Origin of the sequence: Alteromonas sp. KUL17 (assembly GCF_006538305.1) — a bacterium.
GTDB lineage: Bacteria > Pseudomonadota > Gammaproteobacteria > Enterobacterales > Alteromonadaceae > Alteromonas > Alteromonas macleodii.
In genome coordinates this window covers 22,137-42,860 of sequence record NZ_BJKJ01000019.1, presented here as the reverse complement: position 1 = coordinate 42,860, position 20,724 = coordinate 22,137, and the positions used below count along the sequence as shown (strand labels likewise).

The window sequence follows — 20,724 nt, the reverse complement described above, 5'->3', positions numbered from 1 at the left end:
CTCGGAACATAAAAGTTCATAGTGCCAGACTAGGGTAATACTAAAAACTACCAAACTATCTTATCACTTTAGATGAAGCAATAATTTAAAAGAATAACTACTTTTAAATACGCTCATTGTTAATGATGACTCATTGGACAATGGTCGCAGCGATGTAATTAAAAGTAATATTAAATCTTGCAAAACATGTTTTAAACGGCGATCGCTTAACTTACTATCTTGAGTAAGCGGAGCATAACACCTTAATATCGATTACATATCAAGGTACTTAGTTTCCTCATGAGCTTGGGTGGTAATATAACTCAAGAGCTTAGCCTAGTATTGCAATTGTGTAGCAGAGGGAGTTGTGGGTTAAAATGGAGCACGGAGTAGATAACGGAATCAATTTTTCTAAGAAAATTAAGCATGTTATCTTGGGCAACTGGCATCTATCACTTAAATACCAAACTCTTAATGACGGTGATATCTCTAGAGAGCTAGAGCCCCTTCTTTTTAATATTCTCTTATATCTTACTCTAAACAACGACCGAGTTATCTCAAGGCAAGAACTTGCTGACGAAGTGTGGAAGCAAAACTATGTAGACGACAACGCGATAAACCGAGCGATGTCAGAGCTAAGAAAAGCGCTGAAATCAGAAAACCAACGTGCGCAAATCATTAAAACCCATTATCGCGTTGGCTACAGCCTCACTGTCGAACCAGAAATTGTGTATATAGATGCATCAAAGCCAAAAGAAACGCAAACTCCTCTGGTCATTACCAAAGCAAAAGAAAGTATCGACATAGATAAAAATGCTAATTCTGTGATATCAAAAAAGTTAAGGCTCTTCCCCGCCTTCCTTCTGATCCTCACATCCGCCCTCGCAGTAGCGTATTACTTTTTTTCAAGCAGTGGGCTTAAAACGCCCGAACAGAGCTCTGTTATAGTTAAAGAAACGCTTCTATCATGGAAAAAAGGTGTTTCAGTGGCACCTTTAATGTCCAAAAGCAGACGCTTTCTTGCCTTCTCGTTCTCGGGTTCTGACGAAACTTCATTTAATTTATTCATTAAGAATACTGAAACACTCGAAGATATGGTTCTTTCTGAAGGAGGCGCACAAATATATCCAATTGCTTGGTCAGAAAACGATAGCCTTTTTTATCAAATAATAGATATAAAAGCGGAACACCCCTGCCAAGTATGGAAAGTCGATTTAACAGAAAACGGTTTAAACAGTAAGCATGAAAAATTGTTCGACTGTTATGGTATTAATTTACTTCACGCTGATACGGCTGATGATGGCAATACCCTGATATACACTAAATTCAACTATCGTAATATTCCCCACCTATCATCGATCGTACATAGAGATTTGAAAAAAAACTCTGAGTTCCAAATATCTTCGCCTCAGGTGTCAGAGTTTGGAGACTATTTTGTTAAGGTTTCGCATTCTGGCCAAAAAGTAGCAATCATACGTAAACGAGCCAAAGGAGTGAAAATACTTATCGCAAACAAGGATGGAAGCAGCCCTCAGGAAGTGGTCTCACTAGATTATATACTTGATGCAATAAGCTGGTCAGAAGATGACTCTCGGCTTTTCTGGGTTCATCGTGATAATTCATCAATCGCGTCATTATCAATAAACTCGTTGGAATTGTCTTACCAAACAATAAAGACAGAATCGATAGAGGGTGGAAAAATTGGTATAGACCTAGTAGATGAAACCACCATGATTGTAGCAACCGATTATGCCGACTCAAATCTTTATAGTTTGAGTACTAGCAAACACCAATTAAGAGACTTTTCAAGTACCAACCGTTTAGAAATAACAGCATCATCACTACATAACAAAGAGGCTACGTTTTATTTAGTTGGCTGGGGCAAACAGACGCTATGGAAGGAGGAAAGCGGAGCTAGGCAAGTGCTATTAGATTCGATGCCAGATAAAAAAATCAGCTATATGGCCGTTTCTGCAGATGACGTTAAATTTGCTTTGGCGAATAAAGACTCAATTTACATTTACAATACCGAGTCACTTGAGCTGGAAGAGGAAATTAGTCCACCAGGCCTGCTCAGCGATTTGTCTTGGCCGTTCAACAACAAACTTCTCGTCACATATGAAGTTAATGACAAATCAAATGCTTGGTTATATGACCTTGATTCAAAAAGCTATACTTTGATAGCAAAAGACGTTCTCGGTGCCGCAAGAATCGTTAATGACAATACTTTGGTTTACTTGAATTACGACCATAATCTCGTAAAGCAAAACCTTAAGACTGGAGAAATAGATATTGTTGTAGAACTATCTGCGGCAGCTAAGCTTCGTTGGACAGTTGATGAGCAATTTGTTTATTACACTGATGACGCTAAAACGGTATACCAAGTAGCTCTGGATGAGCAGAACAGGGAAGTGAAAAAAATTGCTCACACACACGAAAAGGAAATATGGCGTTTAATAGCAAATGATGATAAAACGAAGCCGAATTTATTCCTCACGTTGATAGAACGGAAGAATAACATGTTGCTAAAGCTCAATATCGAGAAAAAAAGTACCCTTGATTGATACTTTTCCCTCTGATTGTAGCTACATTACCCATTTCACGTTTAGGATAAGTAGAGTTATCGAGTTTTTAATTTACACGATGACTAATATTAAAATTCTCCTTTTCATACTGGTCTACGAAACCTACTACTTTTTAATTCACCGCATGGATTAACCCCTCTATACCAACACTATACTACCTCTTCTTGACTCATAATAATTTCATAAGATTTTAAAAAAACTTTAAATTACAAATAGATAAACCCTCAAGAAAGCATATTTCACTTAAGGATAAATATGTAAGTTTTTCATAAGAGAATTTAATAAATTTTCAGTTTAACTTTGGAAGTGCTATCGGGCAGCAGTAAGAAACCCCGTTTGAGCCACTTACTCATTCACACTTGAACTTACAAGGATTAACATTATGAAAAAACTATCATTAAAGAATATAGCACTCGCACTCAGCCTGACTTTTTCATCTGCCAGCGTATTAGCAAGCGACACTAGCAATGCAACAACGTCTATATGGGAAGTTTCAAATGGAAAAGATGTGGTATATGTCGGTGGCACAATACACATTTTGCCAATATCAGAATTCCCTCTACCCAAAGCTTTCAGTACGACCTATGAGAAAAGCGATACGTTAGTATTCGAGGTAGAACTGCCAGACCCGGCTGATTTAGCTACGCAACAGAAAATCATGGCCGCAGTTGCCTATAAAAACGGGCAATCTCTTAAGGATGAACTTTCCGAAGAAACCTATAGCGCCCTCAATACTTATGTAAGCGCATTTGGCGCCACCGCAGATCAATTGGCGAGTTTTAAACCTGGAATGGTCGCATCAATGCTCGTTACTATGGAAGCTCAACGCAATCAACTAGCGGGCGATGGTGTTGATGCCTATTTTACCCAGCTAGCAAAGCGCGACGATAAATCAAGAGAGTACTTAGAGACATTAGACTTTCAAATCCAAATGATGGCAAACATGGGTGAAGGCGAAGAAGATCGCTTTATTGCAGAAACGCTAACTACGCTCCCCGAACTTAAGAAGTTACTTACACAAACCATAGAGGCGTGGCGAACTGGCGATACTGAACAAATAAACGAATATGTTATTGAGAAGTTTAAACGTGAGTCACCAGCGTCTTTTGACGAAGTATTCACACAGCGAAACGTAAACTGGGTACCTCAAATTGAGGCCATGTTCGGCGACGAAGATCAAGAATTTGTACTAGTTGGTGCTGGTCACCTTGTGGGCGATGGTAATGTCCTGAAGTTACTAGAAAAAAAGGATACAAGATTCAACAACTATAGTGCCACAACAATGCCACTTTATCTGACGCCAAGCCATTACAACAATTTGGCTTGGCCTTTAATTTTGCTAGCGAGCAGCGAGTATGGCTGCTCACCGCGCATAGTCTCCATTAAAGACACCTCATTCAGTGTGGCAATTACTTTCACTCGAATCAGCTAAAGAGAGTAAAGTAGCTATCCATGATCTGTTAAAATTTATTCAAATATACCCAAGTTCGTATTTGCTAATTTGACACAACTAAGCTTTTGAGTCATGTCTAACTTCAAGCGCTACCGAGCAGTTCATCCAATAGCACTTGATGGCGCATTTGTTGTTTTCCCGTGCGAAGTCGCTGTGCTATCACGATGGCTTCCAAATCGTTTAACGCAGTCGCAAAGTCGTCGTTGATAATTACGCTATCGAATTCATTGAAATGAGACATTTCAGCTACGGCTTGCGCCATACGCCCTGCAATGACTTCTTCACTATCTTGACCGCGATTATTTAAACGCTGCTCTAGCACGTCGAGTGAAGGCGGAAGAATGAAAATACCGCATGTGTCTGGCATAAGCTTTTTAACTTGGCGCGCGCCTTGCCAATCGATATCTAAAAATACGTCAATGCCACGGTGCAAAGTTTGTTCAATCGTCACGCGGGATGTGCCGTAATAATTGCCAAATACTTCTGCGTATTCAAAAAACACACCCTGTTCAATCAGCGCTTCAAACTGCTCTCGGCTCACAAAATGGTAGTGCACGCCGTCGACTTCACCCGGACGAGGTTGACGTGTTGTATGAGATACAGACACCTGCATTGGCGTAGCTGTATTGCTTTCATACTTTTCCATTAGCGCCTTTATAAGGCTTGATTTTCCTGCTCCAGAAGGAGCTGCAAGAATGAATAAGTTGCCGAGTAGTGAAGCCATAGGGTATTAAAATTCTTTCAAAATGTGGTGATTTCAAGTGGCAATGATAGCATATTAAGCGGTTGTGCCGTACCTTTCATTGCATAGTGAAAACTTGGTTCATTCTATCAAGCTTATGCCGATGGGTTGCCACAGCAAAAATTAATGGGGTCAGAGTACTTTTTCTGGCCCTAAATGTACTCTGACCCCAAAACTAGGAAATAAAGCATGACTCAGCAACTTCTGCCGTGCGTAGAGATAAACCCATCCACTACGCCTGATGCCTGCGTTATCTGGCTTCACGGTCTTGGCGATTCAGGCCATGGTTTTGCGCCTATTGTGCCCGAGCTAAAACTGCCCGAATCAATGGCGGTTAAATTTCTCTTTCCTCACGCTCCAGAACGCCCTGTGACTATCAATGGCGGCATGAGAATGCGCGCTTGGTACGATATCAAATCGTTAGATTTTGAAAGCCGTGCGGACTTAGAAGGTGTAAAAGAGTCGGCTGCTCAGGTAGAAGCGCTTATCGAAGCACAAATTGAAAGTGGCATTCCTAGTGAACGTATTGTACTTGCAGGATTTTCTCAGGGCGGTGTTATTGCTCTGCACTTAGCACCTAGATATGCCAATAAATTTGCAGGTGTTATCGCTCTATCTACCTACATGTGCGAGCCATCACTTCTTGGAAGCGAAGCAAAAGACACAAACCGCGAAACGCCAATTATGATGGCGCATGGCGAGCAAGACGAAGTGGTGCCGGTATTTATGGGCAATGCTGCGTTTAAAACGCTGAGCGGAAGTGGCTTTAATGCCACGTGGCAGACTTACACAATGCAGCACAATGTTTGTATGCAAGAGCTTAACGACATTAGTGCGTGGCTTCAAAAAGTTCTAGGGTAATGCCTTAAGAGCCTGTTGGTTCTTGCTGCAAATTACGTTCATATAATAAAGATCAAAAGGCCCTAGTATTTGAACAAAAGAGAAAGCTGGTGAAGCAACAAAAGCCAGCTTTATTCTTAGCGTAAGTGGCTACACGTCTATCGATTGCAAAGTTGCGCCTTCCGTCTCTTCTTTATTTCGCGTTTATTCCAATAACTATTCGACGACTCTGTTGCGCCCCGCATTTTTAGCTTTGTAAAGGTTGTCATCGGCCTGCTTCAAACAAGCGTGCAAGTTTGTATCAGTAAGCGCAGTGGCTACACCAAAGCTTGCGGTTATCGAGTGATTAACATCACCCTCTACAAACGGATTAGCTTCAATCACCTTCCTCATTTTTTCCGCTAATTTTACCGCTTGGCTCAACGTTGCATGAGGGAATAGAACCAAAAACTCTTCACCACCGGTTCTTGCCACCACGTCAGTAGTTCTTACTGCTTCTTTCATTAGGCGAGTGATGTGTATAAGCACTTCGTCACCAATATCGTGGCCATAGGTATCGTTGATTGTTTTGAAATGGTCAATATCTACCACCACCGCACTTAAAGGGAAATGAGCACCGGGATCTTGCATTGCGCGTTCAAAAAAAACAGCTTCAAGGAATCGCCGGTTAGGAAGTTTTGTAAGCGGATCGGTATTAGCCTGACGCATGCGCTCTAGATTTTCACGCAGCATTTCTTTTCTGCTTTGATGCCAGAAATTTTCACCTATAAAAGCGACGCAAATGAAACAGAACGTAGCGATTAGGAAGCGGGAAACATGTTCTGCTGGGTACTCAGCCACTATTTTTTCTTGATTGTAGAGCATAAAAATAGCGATACCCATGGTCACTGCTACGTAAACCATGGCGGGCTTGAAACGCACAACAACTATCTGAATAAAAAGCAGGGGAAAAATAAAATAAAGCCCAGTGTTATTGAGCCCGCCGGTATAAACCAAGCCGTTTATGGTAAATGCTACCACTAAGCCTGCTAGATAATAGAAGACATCAACGCGAGGGAACATATGGGATAACGCCACATTGGCGTACACAAAAGCAGCTGACCCCGCCAGCGTTCCAACGAGCAATGGGTTGTTTGTGCCCATGTTGATCCACGCCATAAACGCCATAATGGTGCCACCAACATAAGATATGAAATATAGCGTTAAGCGCCTTCGTTTTGCTTCCGCTTCATCTTGCTGAGCACTTCTAAGTAATTGACGCAACGACGAACTGTCCATAAAAAGACTTATCTCCGCATTTAAAACTAATTGACCATTATTCCTTTCAGCATAGACTGAATGTCTAATAATAACCAAGGAGAAAACTGCGCCTAATTTCAAACATTAATACAGAAAATGCGTATACTACGGGGTATATCGTATGACGTTTTGTGATACATCGTTTTAGTTTCTTTTTATATAGTTTGGAATAGCCATGAGTCACCTCAACACTACCCGCACCGTTCGAATTGCTACTAGAAAAAGTGCTTTAGCGCTTTGGCAAGCAGAGTATGTGAAGGCAAAATTGTTGGAGCATTATCCGTCAATGACCGTTGAGCTTGTGCCTATGAGTACGCAGGGCGACAAAATTTTAGATACACCTCTGGCGAAAATTGGTGGTAAAGGACTTTTCATAAAAGAGCTTGAAATTGCCATGCTTGAAGGCCGTGCCGATATAGCCGTGCACTCTATGAAAGACGTACCGGTCGAATTTCCTGAAGGTTTTGGCCTTCACGCTATTTGTGAGCGAGAAAACCCGTTCGACGCCTTTGTTTCAAATAACCACGACAGTTTAGATGCCCTACCCCAAGGCGCAGTAGTAGGTACGTCTAGCCTTCGCAGACAGTGCCAAATTCGCAAGTATCGCCCTGACCTTATCATCAAGGACCTGCGCGGAAACGTGAATACTCGTCTAGCCAAGCTAGACGCAGGTGAGTACGACGCTATTATCTTAGCTTCTGCTGGCCTTATTCGCCTTGAAATGGAATCTCGTATTCGCATGCCGTTACCTGCTGATATTTCACTACCCGCCGTTGGACAAGGCGCCGTAGGTATTGAGTGCCGTAACGACGATGAAGAGCTAATTAAGTTGCTACAGGCGCTGAACCATACAGACACTAATACACGCGTTACTGCGGAACGCGCCATGAACGAGAGATTGGAAGGCGGCTGCCAAGTACCTATTGGTAGCTTTGCCACGCTTGATGGCGATGTGCTGACACTAACCGGTATGGTTGGTAAGCCAGATGGTTCAGAACTGCTCTTTGCTTCTGCTACAGCGTCGCGAGAAAAAGCCGCAGATATTGGTGTTGAAGTTGCGGAATCCCTTCTTGAGCAAGGTGCCGGTGAAATCTTAAAGGCGCTTTATAACTAAGTTATAGTTTGTCGAATGCGTGCAGGTTTACGCAGTAAAATAAAAGGATGAAAATTCGATAGTATGTTGCTGTTTACACGCCCACTGCCAAAGTTAAAAGCAAGCGCTTCTGCCTTTGAAAAAGCCGGAATTGACGCGGTAGGCGTTGCCACGTCTAACATCATTGATATTTCGTCTGAAAGAAAAGCTGCTGCAGAATTTTTAGCGTCAAATGCAGTAAACGCAATTGTTGTTACCAGCGTATATGCTGTAGACACCGTTATTGAAGGCTTACGCGAAACGGCTAACGACTTACCATTGATCATAGCTGTGGGCGATGCCACTGCACGAAAATTACAAGCGGGACTTCAGGCGTTTTCATCGACGCAGGTTGCTATTCCCGAAGCCCATACATCCGAAGGTATACTGGCAATGCACCAACTTAATGAGGCAAACTGTCAGCATGTCGTTATCATTAAGGGTGAAGGTGGGCGCGACGCCATAGCCACTGGATTAGACGAAAAAGGTATTTTAGTGAATAGCTTTTGCGTTTATAAGAGAGAGCAACTTACAAGCCCAATTTACACAAAACGGTGGAAAATGGGCGAAGTTAGCGGCATTATCGCTACAAGCGAAGCAATGGCACTGCAACTAATTGCGCAATTTGGCCAAGCACTTAAATCTATTAAATGGTTAACAGTGAGCGATCGAATTGCCAAAACCCTCACTAGCCAAGGCATTAAAGAGGTAGCGGTTTGTCAGCGAGCCACCGATCAGGCACTCATCGCCTGGGTAAAGGATAACTGGGAGTATTGAATGGCCAACAACAATGAAAGTAGCCCACAAAAAGAGGAACTCGTGAAAGTGGAAGCTGAAAAAGACGTTATCGAATCTTCTGCCACGCACAGTGAATCAACATCGTCGGGTGCTGCTAAAAAGAAATCGTCGGGAAATGGTCTACTGTGGTTTGTTGTAATCATCCTTTTCCTTATTGTGCTTGGTATGGCTGGCGCAGGTTACTGGTATTACATGCAGCAACAGTCGGCAAGCAAGGACTCTAAATCTGCACTTCAAACGACGACCTCTCAGCTAAACACTATTGAGCGTGAGCGCGCTGGTCTTGTTGCCTCTATCGACAAAGTAGCTCGCACCAACCAAACGTTAGAAAGCACGGTAGCCGAGTTAAAAGCGCAAAACGAAAAGCTGACGCTGCAAGCTGAATCGACCCTTGAACAACTAAATAATATGGAAGGTCGCCGCCCGGCAGACTGGCTCATTGCTGAAGCTGATTACTTAGTTCGCATGGCAGGCAGAAAGCTTTGGCTGGAGAATGACGTGCGCACAGCAATTTTGCTGTTGGTTAATGCAGATAAGCGATTAAAATCGCTGGCCGACCCGTCGGTACTACCTGTTCGTGCAACACTCGCTGAAGACATTCAAGCACTTCAACAGCTTAACCCTGTATCACAAAGTTCCGTAGCCCTTGCGCTTACAGGCATGATAGCGCAAATAGATAAGCTACCACTTGATACCTTTGAAAAACCACAAGACGCTAATGCAGAAAACACGACCTTATCGGAGTCTACTGACGACTGGCAAGAGAACCTTGCAAAGGTGTGGCGTTCACTGGTGAACGATTTTCTTACCGTAAAAACCATTGAAGGCCCGGTTGAACCGGTGCTTTCACTAGAAGCCCAGTTCCTAGCAAAAGAGCAGCTTCGTCTGCAGCTTATGCACGCGCAAACCGCCGCGCTTCAGGGCGATGCAGGGCTTTACAGCCAGTCGCTTCAATACGCTCAAACGTTAATTATTGAAAAGTTCGACACAGAAAAAAGCCAAGTAACGGGCTTTGTAGATGCACTACAAAACCTCATTGCTACTGATGTATCGCGCCCAATACCTACAGAGCTAGCGTCACAAAAACCGCTAGAGCGTCTATTGGATAGCCGCGTTAAACAGGTGTTCGGACAAGGAGCAAGTGCACTATGAAATGGTTAGCTATTGCCCTTGCGGTATTAGCCGCATTCGTTGTTGCACTAATTGTTGGCCCGATGTTGTTAGGCGATAAGGGCTACGTACTCATATCACTGGGTAACACCGCTGTTGAAATGACGGTGATTAGCTTTTGTATTTTAGTGATAGGTGCCGTCATTGCCTGGTACGTACTATCTCGACTTGTATTGTGGGCGTTAAGCCTGATCACAGGTTCACATAAATGGTTTGGCACCTTAGGTGAGCGTAAACGTAAGCGTGCGTTTTACGACGGCTTACACGCAATGGCTGCAGGTGATTTTGATACGGCTCAAAAGGCGCTAAGCAAAACCACCAACGGCGATTTCGAAGGCGTTAACTATTTGGCGTCAGCGCAAATTGCTTTTGCCAATAACGATTTAGCCAAAGCCCGTTATTTCCTTGTTCAGGCAACTGACTTTCCAAAAGCGAAAGTAGCCGCAACGGTCATGCACGCGCGTATTGATATGGCTGAAGAAAAATACGATGCGGCACTAGAGAAACTTAACGAACTTGACGAGCAAGAGCGTGAAAACAAGCAAGTTGTGCAGTTAAAAGCGCAAATTCTTGCCAAGCTAGGTAAATGGCAAGTGCTTCAAGAGAATTTGTCAGGCTGGCGTAAAGCATTGCCCAAAGCAGACTACACTGCGTGGAGCCAGCGCATCGCCAAAGGTAAGTTTGCCGAAATTGCCAGTAAACAAGGCGCTGTCGAGCTTAAATCGTATTGGGAGACCCTACCTCGTAAGCTTCGCCACAACGATGCTTACCGCGCGGCGTACATTCAACAGTTGCTTGACCAAGGTATGCATGCCGACGCACAGAATTTGCTAGTTGAATGGCAAAAACGTGGCCCGAACAGCGCCCTGTTTCCGCTGTTCACGCAGCTTAATATTCCTGATGCATCGCCATCACTACGACTGCTTGAAAGCTGGATAAAGCAAGACGAAGAAAACGTGTCGCTATACTCCACGCTAGGTCAAGTTGCATTTAACTCAGGCGATGATGTGTTGGCGGAAAAAGCGCTGCTTAAAGCCACTAAAATGAAGTCGCGCAAAGAGGACTTATTACTGCTATCTGCAATTAGCGAACGCAAGCACGACACAGCCACTGCGCTTCAGCTTTACAAGGAAGGTCAGCAGCTAGCCAGCTAGATGAATATTCATTTAGCTTTCTGGTAGTACTTGTATTACCCGTAAAATTGAAGATATAGTAAAAAGGAATTCTCAATTCGGGTTGTTTCAACAACAACCCGAATTGACTTAATCAACTTGTCGGAGTGCTTCACTGGTAACCCAGTAAGCTGAGACCGCGAAAGTGGGATCCGTAGAACCTGATCAGGCTAATACCTGCGAAGGGAACAAGAAAATACAATGTGCACAAATGTTAAACCGTGGTTTAGCGTTGTGAAGCGAAGTTGTTTTGCTGTTGATGATACAGACACACCCATTCCGGTGCTGCTCGTCACTCAAGGTAAACTGTTCAAGTTTATCCCCAAGTCAACATCAACGGTGTAAAGGGCTGTAATCACCAGAACCTTTACCAACAATCTCGCTAAAGTAACGGGGTTATCCCCTTCTACACTTACACTTTGTATTCTCCTTCACTCCTGACAAGCATTTTTAGAACCTAACTTTACAAGGTAAAATGCTATGTCGAACAGACGCGAACAGCGCCAACAAGCACAACAATTCATTAATGAACTTGCGGGCGAAGCTTACCCAAATTCAACACGCCACTACGAGTGTGGCAGCCGTGACGATATTCGTGTGGCCATGCGCCTTATTCACCAACACGACAGTTTAGTGGGTGGAACAGAAGACAACCCTATTTTAGAACCAAATCCGCCCATTCCTGTGTACGACACTTCAGGCCCCTACGGCGACCCACAAGAAAACATAGATGTGCACAAAGGCCTAGCTCCGCTTCGCCAAAAGTGGATTGAAGAGCGTAGCGATACCCTTGAATTAGAGGGCGTTTCGTCAAGCTTTGCAAAAGAGCGAGAAAACGACATATTTACCGAAGATTTCCGCTTTATTCGCAGCCGCAAACCACTAAAAGCAAAAGCAGGCAAAAACGTTACCCAGCTTCACTACGCAAGACAGGGCATTATTACCCCTGAAATGGAATACATTGCCATTCGCGAGAATATGGGTCGCCAAGCCATTAAAGATGCAGAACTGACGCAGCAGCACAAAGGCGAACACTTTGGTGCGAATTTACCCGATACCATCACGCCTGAATTTGTACGCCAGGAAGTGGCCGCAGGCCGCGCCATTATTCCATGCAACATCAATCACCCCGAGTTGGAACCAATGATTATAGGGCGTAACTTTCTAGTAAAGATTAACGCAAACATTGGTAATTCAGCAGTCACCTCGTCTATTGAAGAAGAGGTAGAAAAGCTGGTGTGGTCAACGCGCTGGGGCGCCGATACCATCATGGATTTATCTACCGGCAGAAATATTCACGAAACCCGAGAGTGGCTGCTGCGAAACAGTCCTGTTCCTCTTGGCACCGTCCCCATCTATCAAGCGCTAGAAAAAGTAAACGGTGTAGCCGAAGATTTAACGTGGGAGATGTTTAAAGACACCCTAATTGAGCAAGCCGAACAAGGCGTAGACTACTTCACCATTCACGCTGGCGTGCTGCTTGAGTACGTACACCTTACCGCAAAGCGGGTAACCGGCATTGTATCGCGCGGCGGTTCGATAATGGCAAAGTGGTGCTTAAGCCATCACCAGCAAAGCTTTCTGTATGAGCACTTTCACGATATTTGCGAAATTTGCGCTAAGTACGATGTGGCGCTGTCGCTAGGTGATGGCCTGCGCCCTGGTAGCGTAGCTGACGCTAACGACGACGCGCAATTCTCTGAATTACGTACCCTTGGTGAGCTGACGAAAATTGCATGGGAGTACGATGTTCAGGTAATGATTGAAGGCCCGGGGCATGTACCCATGCATATGATTAAAGCGAACATGGAAGAGCAGCTTAAGCACTGCCACGAAGCACCGTTTTATACCCTTGGCCCCCTCACCACCGATATCGCTCCTGGCTATGATCACTTCACTTCAGGTATAGGTGCCGCCATGATTGGTTGGTATGGCTGCGCAATGCTGTGCTATGTAACACCTAAAGAGCATTTGGGCCTACCTAACAAAGGAGACGTTAAACAGGGGCTAATCACCTACAAAATTGCAGCCCACGCTGCCGACTTGGCAAAAGGCCACCCTGGTGCACAAATTCGCGACAACGCCATGTCGAAAGCTCGCTTTGAATTCAGATGGGAAGACCAGTTCAATTTAGCTCTCGACCCACATACCGCGCGCGCTTATCACGATGAAACCTTGCCGCAGGCGTCTGGCAAAGTTGCGCATTTCTGCTCTATGTGCGGCCCTAAATTTTGCAGCATGAAAATTTCTCAGGAAGTGCGCGATGTGGCTAAACAAGCAGAGCAGCAAGAGTTTGAGAAAGAAAAAGGTATGAAAGACATGGCCCAGGCATTCAATCAGTCTGGCGCGGAACTTTATCACGCTGCAGATAGCAAGGTAGAGCTGCCATGATGGCGAAAGCGTCCATAAGCCCTGCATCCAACAACCTCACCACTGCACTTCCTGTAGTGTGGTGTGTGGGAGGCGTTGACTGTAGCGGTGGTGCGGGCGTTACCCGCGACGCCATTACATTGGCCGATCTGAACATCCATGCTTGTGTGCTCACTACACAGCTTACTGTGCAGTCCAACTCAATCATGCTTAGTAAGGAAAGCATGTGCGCGTCGGCATTAAATCATCAGTGGCAAGTGCTGTTTGAAGATACCCCGCCACGCGCTATTAAAATTGGCGCCATTGCTAATGATGAGCAAGCGCTGTTGTTGTGTGCTCGTATTCAAAAAACATCTAACCCTCGCCCCTTCGTTGTATGGGACCCTGTACTGACTACCTCGTCAGGTGGCGTGCTGAGTGAGTTAAGCGAAAGCGTAGTTGACGAACTGTTGAATACGGTAGATGTCGTTACGCCAAATATCGATGAGCTTGCGTGGCTCACTCATTTGCCAGTTGTTGATGAAGCGAGCTTGCTAACTGCAATCAATCGGCTAAGGGGTAAAGGCGCAAAGAGCGTGTACGTGAAAGGCGGTCACGCCCACTGGCAAAAAAACGTGAGCGATATTTTTGTTTGTGCCTCTCACACTCTTAGTTTAAGCCAGCCGAAATACGCTAACGGCAACCTTCGCGGCACAGGCTGTATGTTAGCCAGCGCATTAGCGGCATTCATTGTGCACGACTACTGCATTGAAGACGCACTTACGCTTGCTAATGCTTACGTCAGCGAAGTTCGCAACCATACACTACCAAAGCAATGCGCAGCGGCTAACGCAAACGCCATAAGTAACGAATTAACCACCTACTTTGCACAAACCAACGGCTTTCCCGCAAAACCAGAGAGCTTTCCGCTGGTGACCTTTCACCAACGTGGCGCCACTGCTAATGAAAAAGAGCGGGATAAGGATTCCCTTCTTAAAGCCTCGTCTTGTAAAGAAGCCCACTTTCCTGCACTTACTCATACTCATTTAGGCATCTACCCTGTAGTGGATAGCGTGCAATGGATAGCCCGCCTCTGGCCAACGGGCGTAAAAATAATGCAGCTACGGGTTAAACAAGGCTCCCAAGAAGACATTCGTCAGCAAATAAAAGAGGCAATAGAATTGGTGAAACACACCGACTGCCAATTATTCATTAATGACTATTGGGAGCTGGCCATAGAACTCGGGGCTTACGGTGTGCACTTGGGGCAAGAGGATATCGACACCGCAGACCTAAACGTCATCCGTAGTGCGGGTTTACGGCTTGGAATATCAACGCACGGCTTCGCTGAAATTCAACGTGTTCGGGCTTTAAACCCGTCTTACATTGCCCTTGGTCATATCTTCCCCACCAATACCAAAGACATGCCTTCGAAGCCCCAAGGTGTAGCACGTTTAGAAAAGTATGTGCAGCTTTGCGATGGCATTCCCACCGTTGCTATTGGTGGTATTAACTTATCGCGTATAGGCGATGTAGCTAAAACCGGCGTTAACGGCATTGCTGTGGTAAGTGCAATCACTCAGGCAGCACACCCGCTAAAAGCCTACAAAGCATTGGTTCAGGAGGCTGGGTTTGCTTAGTCATTCAGCTACTCATTCACTTAGTCACTCACTGGGCCAACAGTTAGCGCATCAGGATATACGTCGCTACAGCAGACAACTTTTACTCGATTGCATTGATCACGACGGACAGCTTAATTTGGCGGGTGCACACGCTGTTATCGTTGGTTTAGGTGGATTAGGCAGCTTAACCGCCCGCTATTTAGCAGGCGCAGGCGTGGGCAACATTACACTTATAGATGGTGACACCGTCGACATTAGTAATTTGCAGCGCCAGATAAGCTACAACGAAATGCACCTAGGAGAGCTAAAAGCCAAGTCGCTTTACAATGAACTGCGTAAAGTGAACTCGCATTTAAACATACAGTTTAAAAGCTTATTTGCTGATAGTAACAACTTACCAACGTTAATTGCATCAGCCACCTGCGTGCTGGATTGCACCGACAACGTGACGGTACGAAGACAGATAAACCTAGCGTCGTTTCGCGCCTCTATACCACTTTTTATTGCCGCAGCCAGTGGGCTTACCTGGCAAGCGCTGAATTTGCCCCAAAACTCAGCCACCTGCGGTTGCTACGAGTGTTTAGTGAATAATGTTGCCATACGCGAAGATTGCGTTAGCAAAGGTGTACTAGGCCCAGTAGTAGGCATGGCAGCATGCCACCAAGCTACCCAAGCCTTGTTATTTCTGGCAAGAGGCTTCGATGCCGATATTAAATGGGGCCATTACGTAAACGCGCATGCAGGCCAAGGTACGCTTCAAAGTTTCAAGCTTCCCCCCTCTTCTTCTTGTGAGGTATGCCAATGACCCAAATTAACATTAACGTGAACAATCAACCAATGAGCGTGATTTCTCCTATATCACTTAGTGAATTAATTGCCCTTAAACAATTGAAAGACGAAGGCACTGCCGTTGCCAAAAATGCCGCCATTATCAGCAAGCAAGAATGGCCGACGACGTATTTAAGTAACAACGATACCGTGGATATATTTACCCTAGTGGCAGGAGGCTAAAATGCTAACACTCGCAAATCACACCTTCCCTTCCCGCCTGTTAACTGGCACTGGCAAATTTAGTAACCCAGACACCATGAAAAACGCGGTACAGGCAGCCAAGAGCAGCATGGTGACCTTGGCAATGAAGCGTGTCGCCAGCCATAGTTCACAAGATGAAACGCTTTCGGCATTAAAAGCATTGGGCGTTACTCTTTTGCCGAACACGTCGGGAGCGAAGAACGCGAAAGAAGCCATATTCGCCGCTGAACTTGCGTACGAAGCATTAGGTAGCCCTTGGGTGAAGCTGGAAATTCATCCAGACCAACGCTACTTGTTGCCCGACCCCATCGAAACCCTGCTTGCCGCAGAAGCACTGGTAAAAAAAGGGTTTCACGTTTTGCCTTACTGCGGAGCAGACCCCGTTTTATGTAAACGCTTAGAAGAGGTAGGCTGCGCTGCCGTTATGCCATTGGGCGCGCCTATTGGCAGTAATCAGGGATTACAAACCAAACCCTTTTTGCAAATTATTGTTGAGCAAGTGTCGATACCCGTCATTGTAGATGCAGGCATTGGTAAGCCAAGCGAAGCTATGGCGGCCATGGAGCTGGGAGTAGACGCGGTACTGGTAAATACGGCCATCGCAACGGCTAAGGACCCAGTTGCTATGGCAGCAGCTTTCGCAAGCGCCGTAAAAACGGGGCGAAAAGCCTTTGAAGCTGGACTTGGTGCTACCAGCAGTTTTGCCCAAGCCTCTAGCCCGCTTACCGCCTTTTTGGAGCCGGCGGTATGAAGGTAGCGCAGGCATTAATGCAGCAAGACTTGTCGCATGTGGCTATGTCGATAAACAGCAAAACAGCGGGCGACGTAGAACGAGCGTTAGGTAAAGATACACTTTCTTTAGACGACTTCATGGCGCTGATCTCTCCCGCTGGCGCTAAGTACTTAGAAGCCATGGCCTATCGCGCTAAAGCAATTACTCGCCATCGCTTTGGCAATACCATGCAGCTGTTTGTACCTTTGTATTTATCAAACTTGTGTGCCAACGAATGTACCTATTGCGGCTTTACCATGAGCAATAAAATAAAGCGCAAAACCCTGTCTATAAGCGAAGTGTTAACCGAAATTGAAGCCATCAAAGATTTAGGCTTTTCACAGGTGTTACTGGTTACTGGCGAACATGAAACCAAAGTGGGGATGGAATATTTTGAGCAAACACTAAGCGCCATTCGCGAAAAGGTGAGCTACCTTATGATGGAGGTACAGCCTTTAAAGCGCGAGCAATATGAAACCTTGAAGCACCTGGGCTTAGACGCGGTGTTAGTGTATCAAGAAACCTACTCACCGCAGCATTACGCTAATTACCACACTCGAGGTAAAAAACAGGACTTCCTATGGCGCTTAGAAGCCAGCGATCGCATAGGGAAAGCCGGCATTGATAAAATTGGCATTGGCGCACTACTGGGTTTAGGCGACTGGCGGGTTGATAGCGCCATGACCGCCCTTCACGGCAAGTTAATACAGCAACACTACTGGCAAAGCCGTGTATCTATTGCTTTTCCGCGCCTTCGTAGCTGTGAAGGTAACAGCACTGGCGGCAACGCCCTCACCAACAGTAAACTCCCTAACGAGCGAGATCTGCTGCAGCTAATATGCGCCCACCGCATTTTTAACCCACAAGCTGAACTCTCGCTGTCTACCCGAGAGTCGGCAGTATTTCGGGATGGCGTAATGCCGCTTGGCATAACGTCTATGAGTGCAGCGTCGCAAACACAGCCTGGCGGTTACAGCGCCCCATCGAAGGCACTAAATCAATTCGATATTGACGACAACCGATCTGTATCAGACGTCGTGAGCGCACTTTCAATGAAAGGACTGGAACCCGTATGGAAAGACTGGATGCCGTTTACAGAACGTGTTTAAGCGCAAGAATACCTGTATTTTTCATTTGAAAACTCGCGCTAAAATAGTGCACTTTTAATGGATTAATCGATTAGTTTTTGTAAGGGAAAATAAGAGAAAATTTGTTTTGCTTTCGTGCAAAACCCTCCGTACAATCCGCCCAAATTTTAGCCAGACACTTTACCTATGCGTCTGGCTTTTTTGTCTCATTTATCTCATATTAGATTTATCAAAACTAAAGGGCAGTGCGTTGGATACCGTTGAATTTATTCAAATTCGTAGATTTATAGTGAAGCTAGGCAAAATGCTGCACAAGTACGGTACCCCTGCGTTCCGACTTGAAGCTTACCTAGGTGAAGTCGCTAAGTATTTAGGCGTACACGCTTCATTTATTTCAACGCCAACTTCACTGACTTTTGTTATCTGGAGTGACCGCCACGAAGACGAATATAACCACGCTGCGCGTTTGCTTCCAGGCGAACTAGACATGAACGCGTTGTCGCTTACCGATGAACTGGCCAGCGAACTGCTGACGGGCAAATTAACTTTAAGTGAAGCTGACAAGCGCTTAAATGAAATAGATGCAATGGGCAGCCCTTATGGCAAATGGGTTACTGGCGTTGCCTTTGCTATGGCCACTGGCGCGTTTGCTATGCTAATGGGTGCAAGCTGGAGTGAAATTGGCTGGTCGGGTGCCTTGGGTATAGTGGCTTATCTTTGGACCTTATGGGCACAGCAGTCTAAACGCGTAAACTTGATGCTAGAGCCTGTCACCGCGTTCGTTGGCGGCATTCTTGCCTGTGCTATTGGTCAATACGTTGACCCTGGCATTAACATTCCGCTGGTTGTGCTTTCATCGGTCATTGTATTTGTACCCGGACTAGCGCTGACAATGGGCCTTGCCGAACTTTCATCGCGAAACATGGTGTCGGGCACGGCTCGTACTATGGACGCCATCATGCAGCTGTTTAAGCTGTATTTCGGTGCTTTTTTGGGTGTGTCAGTGGGCTTTAGTGCATTTGGTGAAAACGTGTATACCCCTGCAGAATCGCTGCCTTACTGGGCTACTTGGCTAGCGGTATTCTTGCTGTGTATTGCCCTAGTTGCAATATTCAGAACGCGTATTAAACACATTCCATGGGCATTGGCAGCAGCATTTATTGCCTACAGTGCTACCGCATGGAGCTCTGATTACATGAGCCCTGGGCTGGGCGCGTTCGTGGGTGCATTTGCATTAGGCATTTTTGCGAATGCGTTCACCCGCATTGCTAACCAGCCCGCGACCATTGTGGCTATGCACGGACTTATAGTGCTGGTGCCGGGGTCTAAGACCTATATTGGCTTGAACTCGTTTATGACAGGCCAAGACTTTGTGAAGGCCGACCATTTGGGGCAGGAAGTATTTCTTATCTTTATGTCGCTAGTGGCGGGATTAATCTTTGCTAACGTGGTGGTGCCCACTAAAAAGGCGCTATAACGTAATGACTGCAACCTTTTGGGGCTTTCGCTAACACACTGTTGTTGTAGTTAGGCTGCGCAAAATCAATAGCGCAGCCTAACAAGCAGGCAAGACGCGCTATTTAAGCAACTTGATCAACGCTCGTCCTAAACGGGCGTTGAGCGCGCCCGCAGCAATCGCTTCAGCAGAATTTTCCATAAACTTCGCCGACAAGCTACCTCCAATTTGATTTGCAACTTCGTCGGTAGCTAAGTCAAACACGCCTTGCGCCGCAATGTTTTGCGCCAACACTTTAAGCAACTTCCAGTTCCCTGCTGTACTTGGCCTTAGTCCATACACGCGGGCCATTCGACGAATGGTACGAAAGCTAATCCATACCACAGCAAAAGTTTGAATAAGATTATTGGGGCTTATAAAAGCAAGGCTTCCGGCGGTCACCGACTCTTTATTCAGCACCTTGTGCGCCTTTTCCTGAACAGGTTTTAGTACCGTGTCTTCGTACAGGCCTAATCGTTCTGGGCCTGACATATCGTCTTGAAGCTGCTGCTTATAATGGTCGAAACAGTGCGCCGCGTAAGACCCTCGCGAAAAGCGTTTGCCGTGCTGGCTTAGCACGCGATCAATTTTCTGTGGCGATGCTTCTGTTCCCGCTGATGGATTTTGTTTCGCTGAAGGCTCTTTCTGCGCTGAAGGCTCTGTCCCATTACTAGCCAGCAAATCTCGGATAACGCTTGCATCTTCCATCGCCGTATTTACTTGCTTGTAGCCTCGCCACTCTTTAAAACTCAAAAAGCTAAAGCAGCTAACAAACCCAACTAATAGCGCGCCCAGTACGCCCGTACCGATGGGGTGCTCGGAAACGTTTGCCGCAAGGGTGGTATAAGCTTCAAATACGAAAAACCCAATTAATGAAACCACGCCAAACCCTAATGTTGCCGCACCTAACGACAGGCCACCTTTTTTTGTATCCACTTCCCATACATCCTCGTTAACTTGTTGCGGAAGTTTGGTTTCAGGCTGCGCTATGTCTAAGGTTTGTGTTTTAACTTTGGTTTTGTACTGCGGTTTTGTTACCGCATCCCTTTCATGGTCATTATTAGGTTTACCATAACCAGTCACCGCATTATGCTGCTCTTCCTCACCGACACCGCCGTAAATTGCATCGCTTCTAAGCGTAGACTGGCTTGTTTCTTCTGGGCTTTCGTCAAATGTATAAGGTTTATCGCTCATTC

The 20,724-nt window shown here is 45.6% G+C and carries 17 protein-coding genes and 1 riboswitch; of the genes, 14 read left to right on the top strand and 3 right to left on the bottom strand.

Annotated features, from left to right (window positions below):
• Positions 1-356: 356 nt before the first annotated feature.
• Both KUL49_RS15380 and KUL49_RS15375 read left to right on the top strand, forming a co-directional pair.
• Complete coding sequence (locus tag KUL49_RS15380; RefSeq protein ID WP_131137857.1) at positions 357-2,543, top strand: winged helix-turn-helix domain-containing protein; 2,187 nt, start codon at positions 357-359, stop codon at positions 2,541-2,543.
• A gap of 403 nt (positions 2,544-2,946) precedes the next feature.
• Positions 2,947-3,996, top strand: coding sequence for a TraB/GumN family protein (locus KUL49_RS15375; RefSeq protein WP_242633851.1), 1,050 nt, complete (start codon positions 2,947-2,949; stop codon positions 3,994-3,996).
• A gap of 103 nt (positions 3,997-4,099) precedes the next feature.
• On the opposite strand, the gene gmk is transcribed toward KUL49_RS15375, so the two are convergent.
• Entirely contained in the window at positions 4,100-4,741 is a 642-nt protein-coding gene (gene gmk / locus KUL49_RS15370) for a guanylate kinase (RefSeq protein WP_131137856.1), read from the bottom strand.
• Between the two features lie 207 nt (positions 4,742-4,948).
• On the opposite strand from gmk, the gene KUL49_RS15365 reads away from it, so the two are divergent.
• The gene (locus tag KUL49_RS15365) at positions 4,949-5,620 is read left to right on the top strand and encodes an alpha/beta hydrolase (RefSeq protein ID WP_131137855.1); all 672 of its coding nucleotides are present in this window, start codon (positions 4,949-4,951) and stop codon (positions 5,618-5,620) included.
• A gap of 195 nt (positions 5,621-5,815) precedes the next feature.
• On the opposite strand, the gene KUL49_RS15360 is transcribed toward KUL49_RS15365, so the two are convergent.
• Positions 5,816-6,877 (bottom strand): GGDEF domain-containing protein, encoded by a 1,062-nt coding sequence (locus KUL49_RS15360; RefSeq protein ID WP_014947802.1) that lies wholly within the window; start codon positions 6,875-6,877, stop codon positions 5,816-5,818.
• A 196-nt stretch (positions 6,878-7,073) separates the two neighbouring features.
• Between KUL49_RS15360 and hemC the strand changes: the two genes are divergently transcribed.
• The 11 genes from hemC to KUL49_RS15305 all read left to right on the top strand — a co-directional run bounded on the left by hemC (position 7,074) and on the right by KUL49_RS15305 (position 19,510).
• Complete coding sequence (gene hemC / locus KUL49_RS15355; RefSeq protein ID WP_014947801.1) at positions 7,074-8,012, top strand: hydroxymethylbilane synthase; 939 nt, start codon at positions 7,074-7,076, stop codon at positions 8,010-8,012.
• A gap of 63 nt (positions 8,013-8,075) precedes the next feature.
• Positions 8,076-8,807, top strand: a complete 732-nt coding sequence (locus KUL49_RS15350) for a uroporphyrinogen-III synthase (RefSeq protein WP_131137854.1) — start codon at positions 8,076-8,078, stop codon at positions 8,805-8,807.
• Complete coding sequence (locus tag KUL49_RS15345; protein ID WP_131137853.1) at positions 8,808-9,980, top strand: uroporphyrinogen-III C-methyltransferase; 1,173 nt, start codon at positions 8,808-8,810, stop codon at positions 9,978-9,980. It abuts the gene before it with no gap.
• Positions 9,977-11,152: a heme biosynthesis HemY N-terminal domain-containing protein gene (locus KUL49_RS15340; protein WP_131137852.1), complete on the top strand. Its 1,176-nt coding sequence runs from the start codon at positions 9,977-9,979 to the stop codon at positions 11,150-11,152. The genes KUL49_RS15345 and KUL49_RS15340 overlap by 4 nt, the downstream gene beginning before the upstream one ends.
• Before the next feature lie 111 nt (positions 11,153-11,263).
• A riboswitch (TPP riboswitch) is annotated at positions 11,264-11,375 on the top strand.
• A gap of 275 nt (positions 11,376-11,650) precedes the next feature.
• Positions 11,651-13,561, top strand: a complete 1,911-nt coding sequence (thiC, locus tag KUL49_RS15335; RefSeq protein WP_131137851.1) for a phosphomethylpyrimidine synthase ThiC — start codon at positions 11,651-11,653, stop codon at positions 13,559-13,561.
• Complete coding sequence (gene thiE, locus KUL49_RS15330) at positions 13,558-15,159, top strand: thiamine phosphate synthase (protein ID WP_131137850.1); 1,602 nt, start codon at positions 13,558-13,560, stop codon at positions 15,157-15,159. The genes thiC and thiE overlap by 4 nt, the downstream gene beginning before the upstream one ends.
• Positions 15,152-15,946 (top strand): HesA/MoeB/ThiF family protein, encoded by a 795-nt coding sequence (locus KUL49_RS15325; protein ID WP_131137849.1) that lies wholly within the window; start codon positions 15,152-15,154, stop codon positions 15,944-15,946. Before thiE ends, KUL49_RS15325 begins: the two co-directional genes overlap by 8 nt.
• The gene (thiS, locus tag KUL49_RS15320; protein WP_131137848.1) at positions 15,943-16,152 is read left to right on the top strand and encodes a sulfur carrier protein ThiS; all 210 of its coding nucleotides are present in this window, start codon (positions 15,943-15,945) and stop codon (positions 16,150-16,152) included. The genes KUL49_RS15325 and thiS overlap by 4 nt, the downstream gene beginning before the upstream one ends.
• Before the next feature lies 1 nt (position 16,153).
• Positions 16,154-16,924, top strand: a complete 771-nt coding sequence (locus KUL49_RS15315; protein ID WP_131137847.1) for a thiazole synthase — start codon at positions 16,154-16,156, stop codon at positions 16,922-16,924.
• Positions 16,921-18,054, top strand: a complete 1,134-nt coding sequence (gene thiH / locus KUL49_RS15310; RefSeq protein ID WP_101563236.1) for a 2-iminoacetate synthase ThiH — start codon at positions 16,921-16,923, stop codon at positions 18,052-18,054. The genes KUL49_RS15315 and thiH overlap by 4 nt, the downstream gene beginning before the upstream one ends.
• Positions 18,055-18,283: 229 nt before the next feature.
• Positions 18,284-19,510: a threonine/serine exporter ThrE family protein gene (locus KUL49_RS15305; protein WP_131137846.1), complete on the top strand. Its 1,227-nt coding sequence runs from the start codon at positions 18,284-18,286 to the stop codon at positions 19,508-19,510.
• A 99-nt stretch (positions 19,511-19,609) separates the two neighbouring features.
• On the opposite strand, the gene KUL49_RS15300 is transcribed toward KUL49_RS15305, so the two are convergent.
• On the bottom strand, positions 19,610-20,722 hold the full coding sequence (locus KUL49_RS15300; protein ID WP_131137845.1) for a YcjF family protein: 1,113 nt from the start codon (positions 20,720-20,722) through the stop codon (positions 19,610-19,612).
• Between the last annotated feature and the right edge of the window lie 2 nt (positions 20,723-20,724).

What these genes read in the sequence shown, in the direction of transcription:
- KUL49_RS15380 (WP_131137857.1), top strand. Translation starts at nt 357, where the DNA reads ATGGAGCACGGAGTAGATAACGGAATCAATTTTTCTAAGAAAATTAAG.
- KUL49_RS15375 (WP_242633851.1), top strand. Translation starts at nt 2,947, where the DNA reads ATGAAAAAACTATCATTAAAGAATATAGCACTCGCACTCAGCCTGACT.
- gmk (WP_131137856.1), bottom strand. Translation starts at nt 4,741, where the DNA reads ATGGCTTCACTACTCGGCAACTTATTCATTCTTGCAGCTCCTTCTGGA.
- KUL49_RS15365 (WP_131137855.1), top strand. Translation starts at nt 4,949, where the DNA reads ATGACTCAGCAACTTCTGCCGTGCGTAGAGATAAACCCATCCACTACG.
- KUL49_RS15360 (WP_014947802.1), bottom strand. Translation starts at nt 6,877, where the DNA reads ATGGACAGTTCGTCGTTGCGTCAATTACTTAGAAGTGCTCAGCAAGAT.
- hemC (WP_014947801.1), top strand. Translation starts at nt 7,074, where the DNA reads ATGAGTCACCTCAACACTACCCGCACCGTTCGAATTGCTACTAGAAAA.
- KUL49_RS15350 (WP_131137854.1), top strand. Translation starts at nt 8,076, where the DNA reads ATGTTGCTGTTTACACGCCCACTGCCAAAGTTAAAAGCAAGCGCTTCT.
- KUL49_RS15345 (WP_131137853.1), top strand. Translation starts at nt 8,808, where the DNA reads ATGGCCAACAACAATGAAAGTAGCCCACAAAAAGAGGAACTCGTGAAA.
- KUL49_RS15340 (WP_131137852.1), top strand. Translation starts at nt 9,977, where the DNA reads ATGAAATGGTTAGCTATTGCCCTTGCGGTATTAGCCGCATTCGTTGTT.
- thiC (WP_131137851.1), top strand. Translation starts at nt 11,651, where the DNA reads ATGTCGAACAGACGCGAACAGCGCCAACAAGCACAACAATTCATTAAT.
- thiE (WP_131137850.1), top strand. Translation starts at nt 13,558, where the DNA reads ATGATGGCGAAAGCGTCCATAAGCCCTGCATCCAACAACCTCACCACT.
- thiS (WP_131137848.1), top strand. Translation starts at nt 15,943, where the DNA reads ATGACCCAAATTAACATTAACGTGAACAATCAACCAATGAGCGTGATT.
- KUL49_RS15315 (WP_131137847.1), top strand. Translation starts at nt 16,154, where the DNA reads ATGCTAACACTCGCAAATCACACCTTCCCTTCCCGCCTGTTAACTGGC.
- thiH (WP_101563236.1), top strand. Translation starts at nt 16,921, where the DNA reads ATGAAGGTAGCGCAGGCATTAATGCAGCAAGACTTGTCGCATGTGGCT.
- KUL49_RS15300 (WP_131137845.1), bottom strand. Translation starts at nt 20,722, where the DNA reads ATGAGCGATAAACCTTATACATTTGACGAAAGCCCAGAAGAAACAAGC.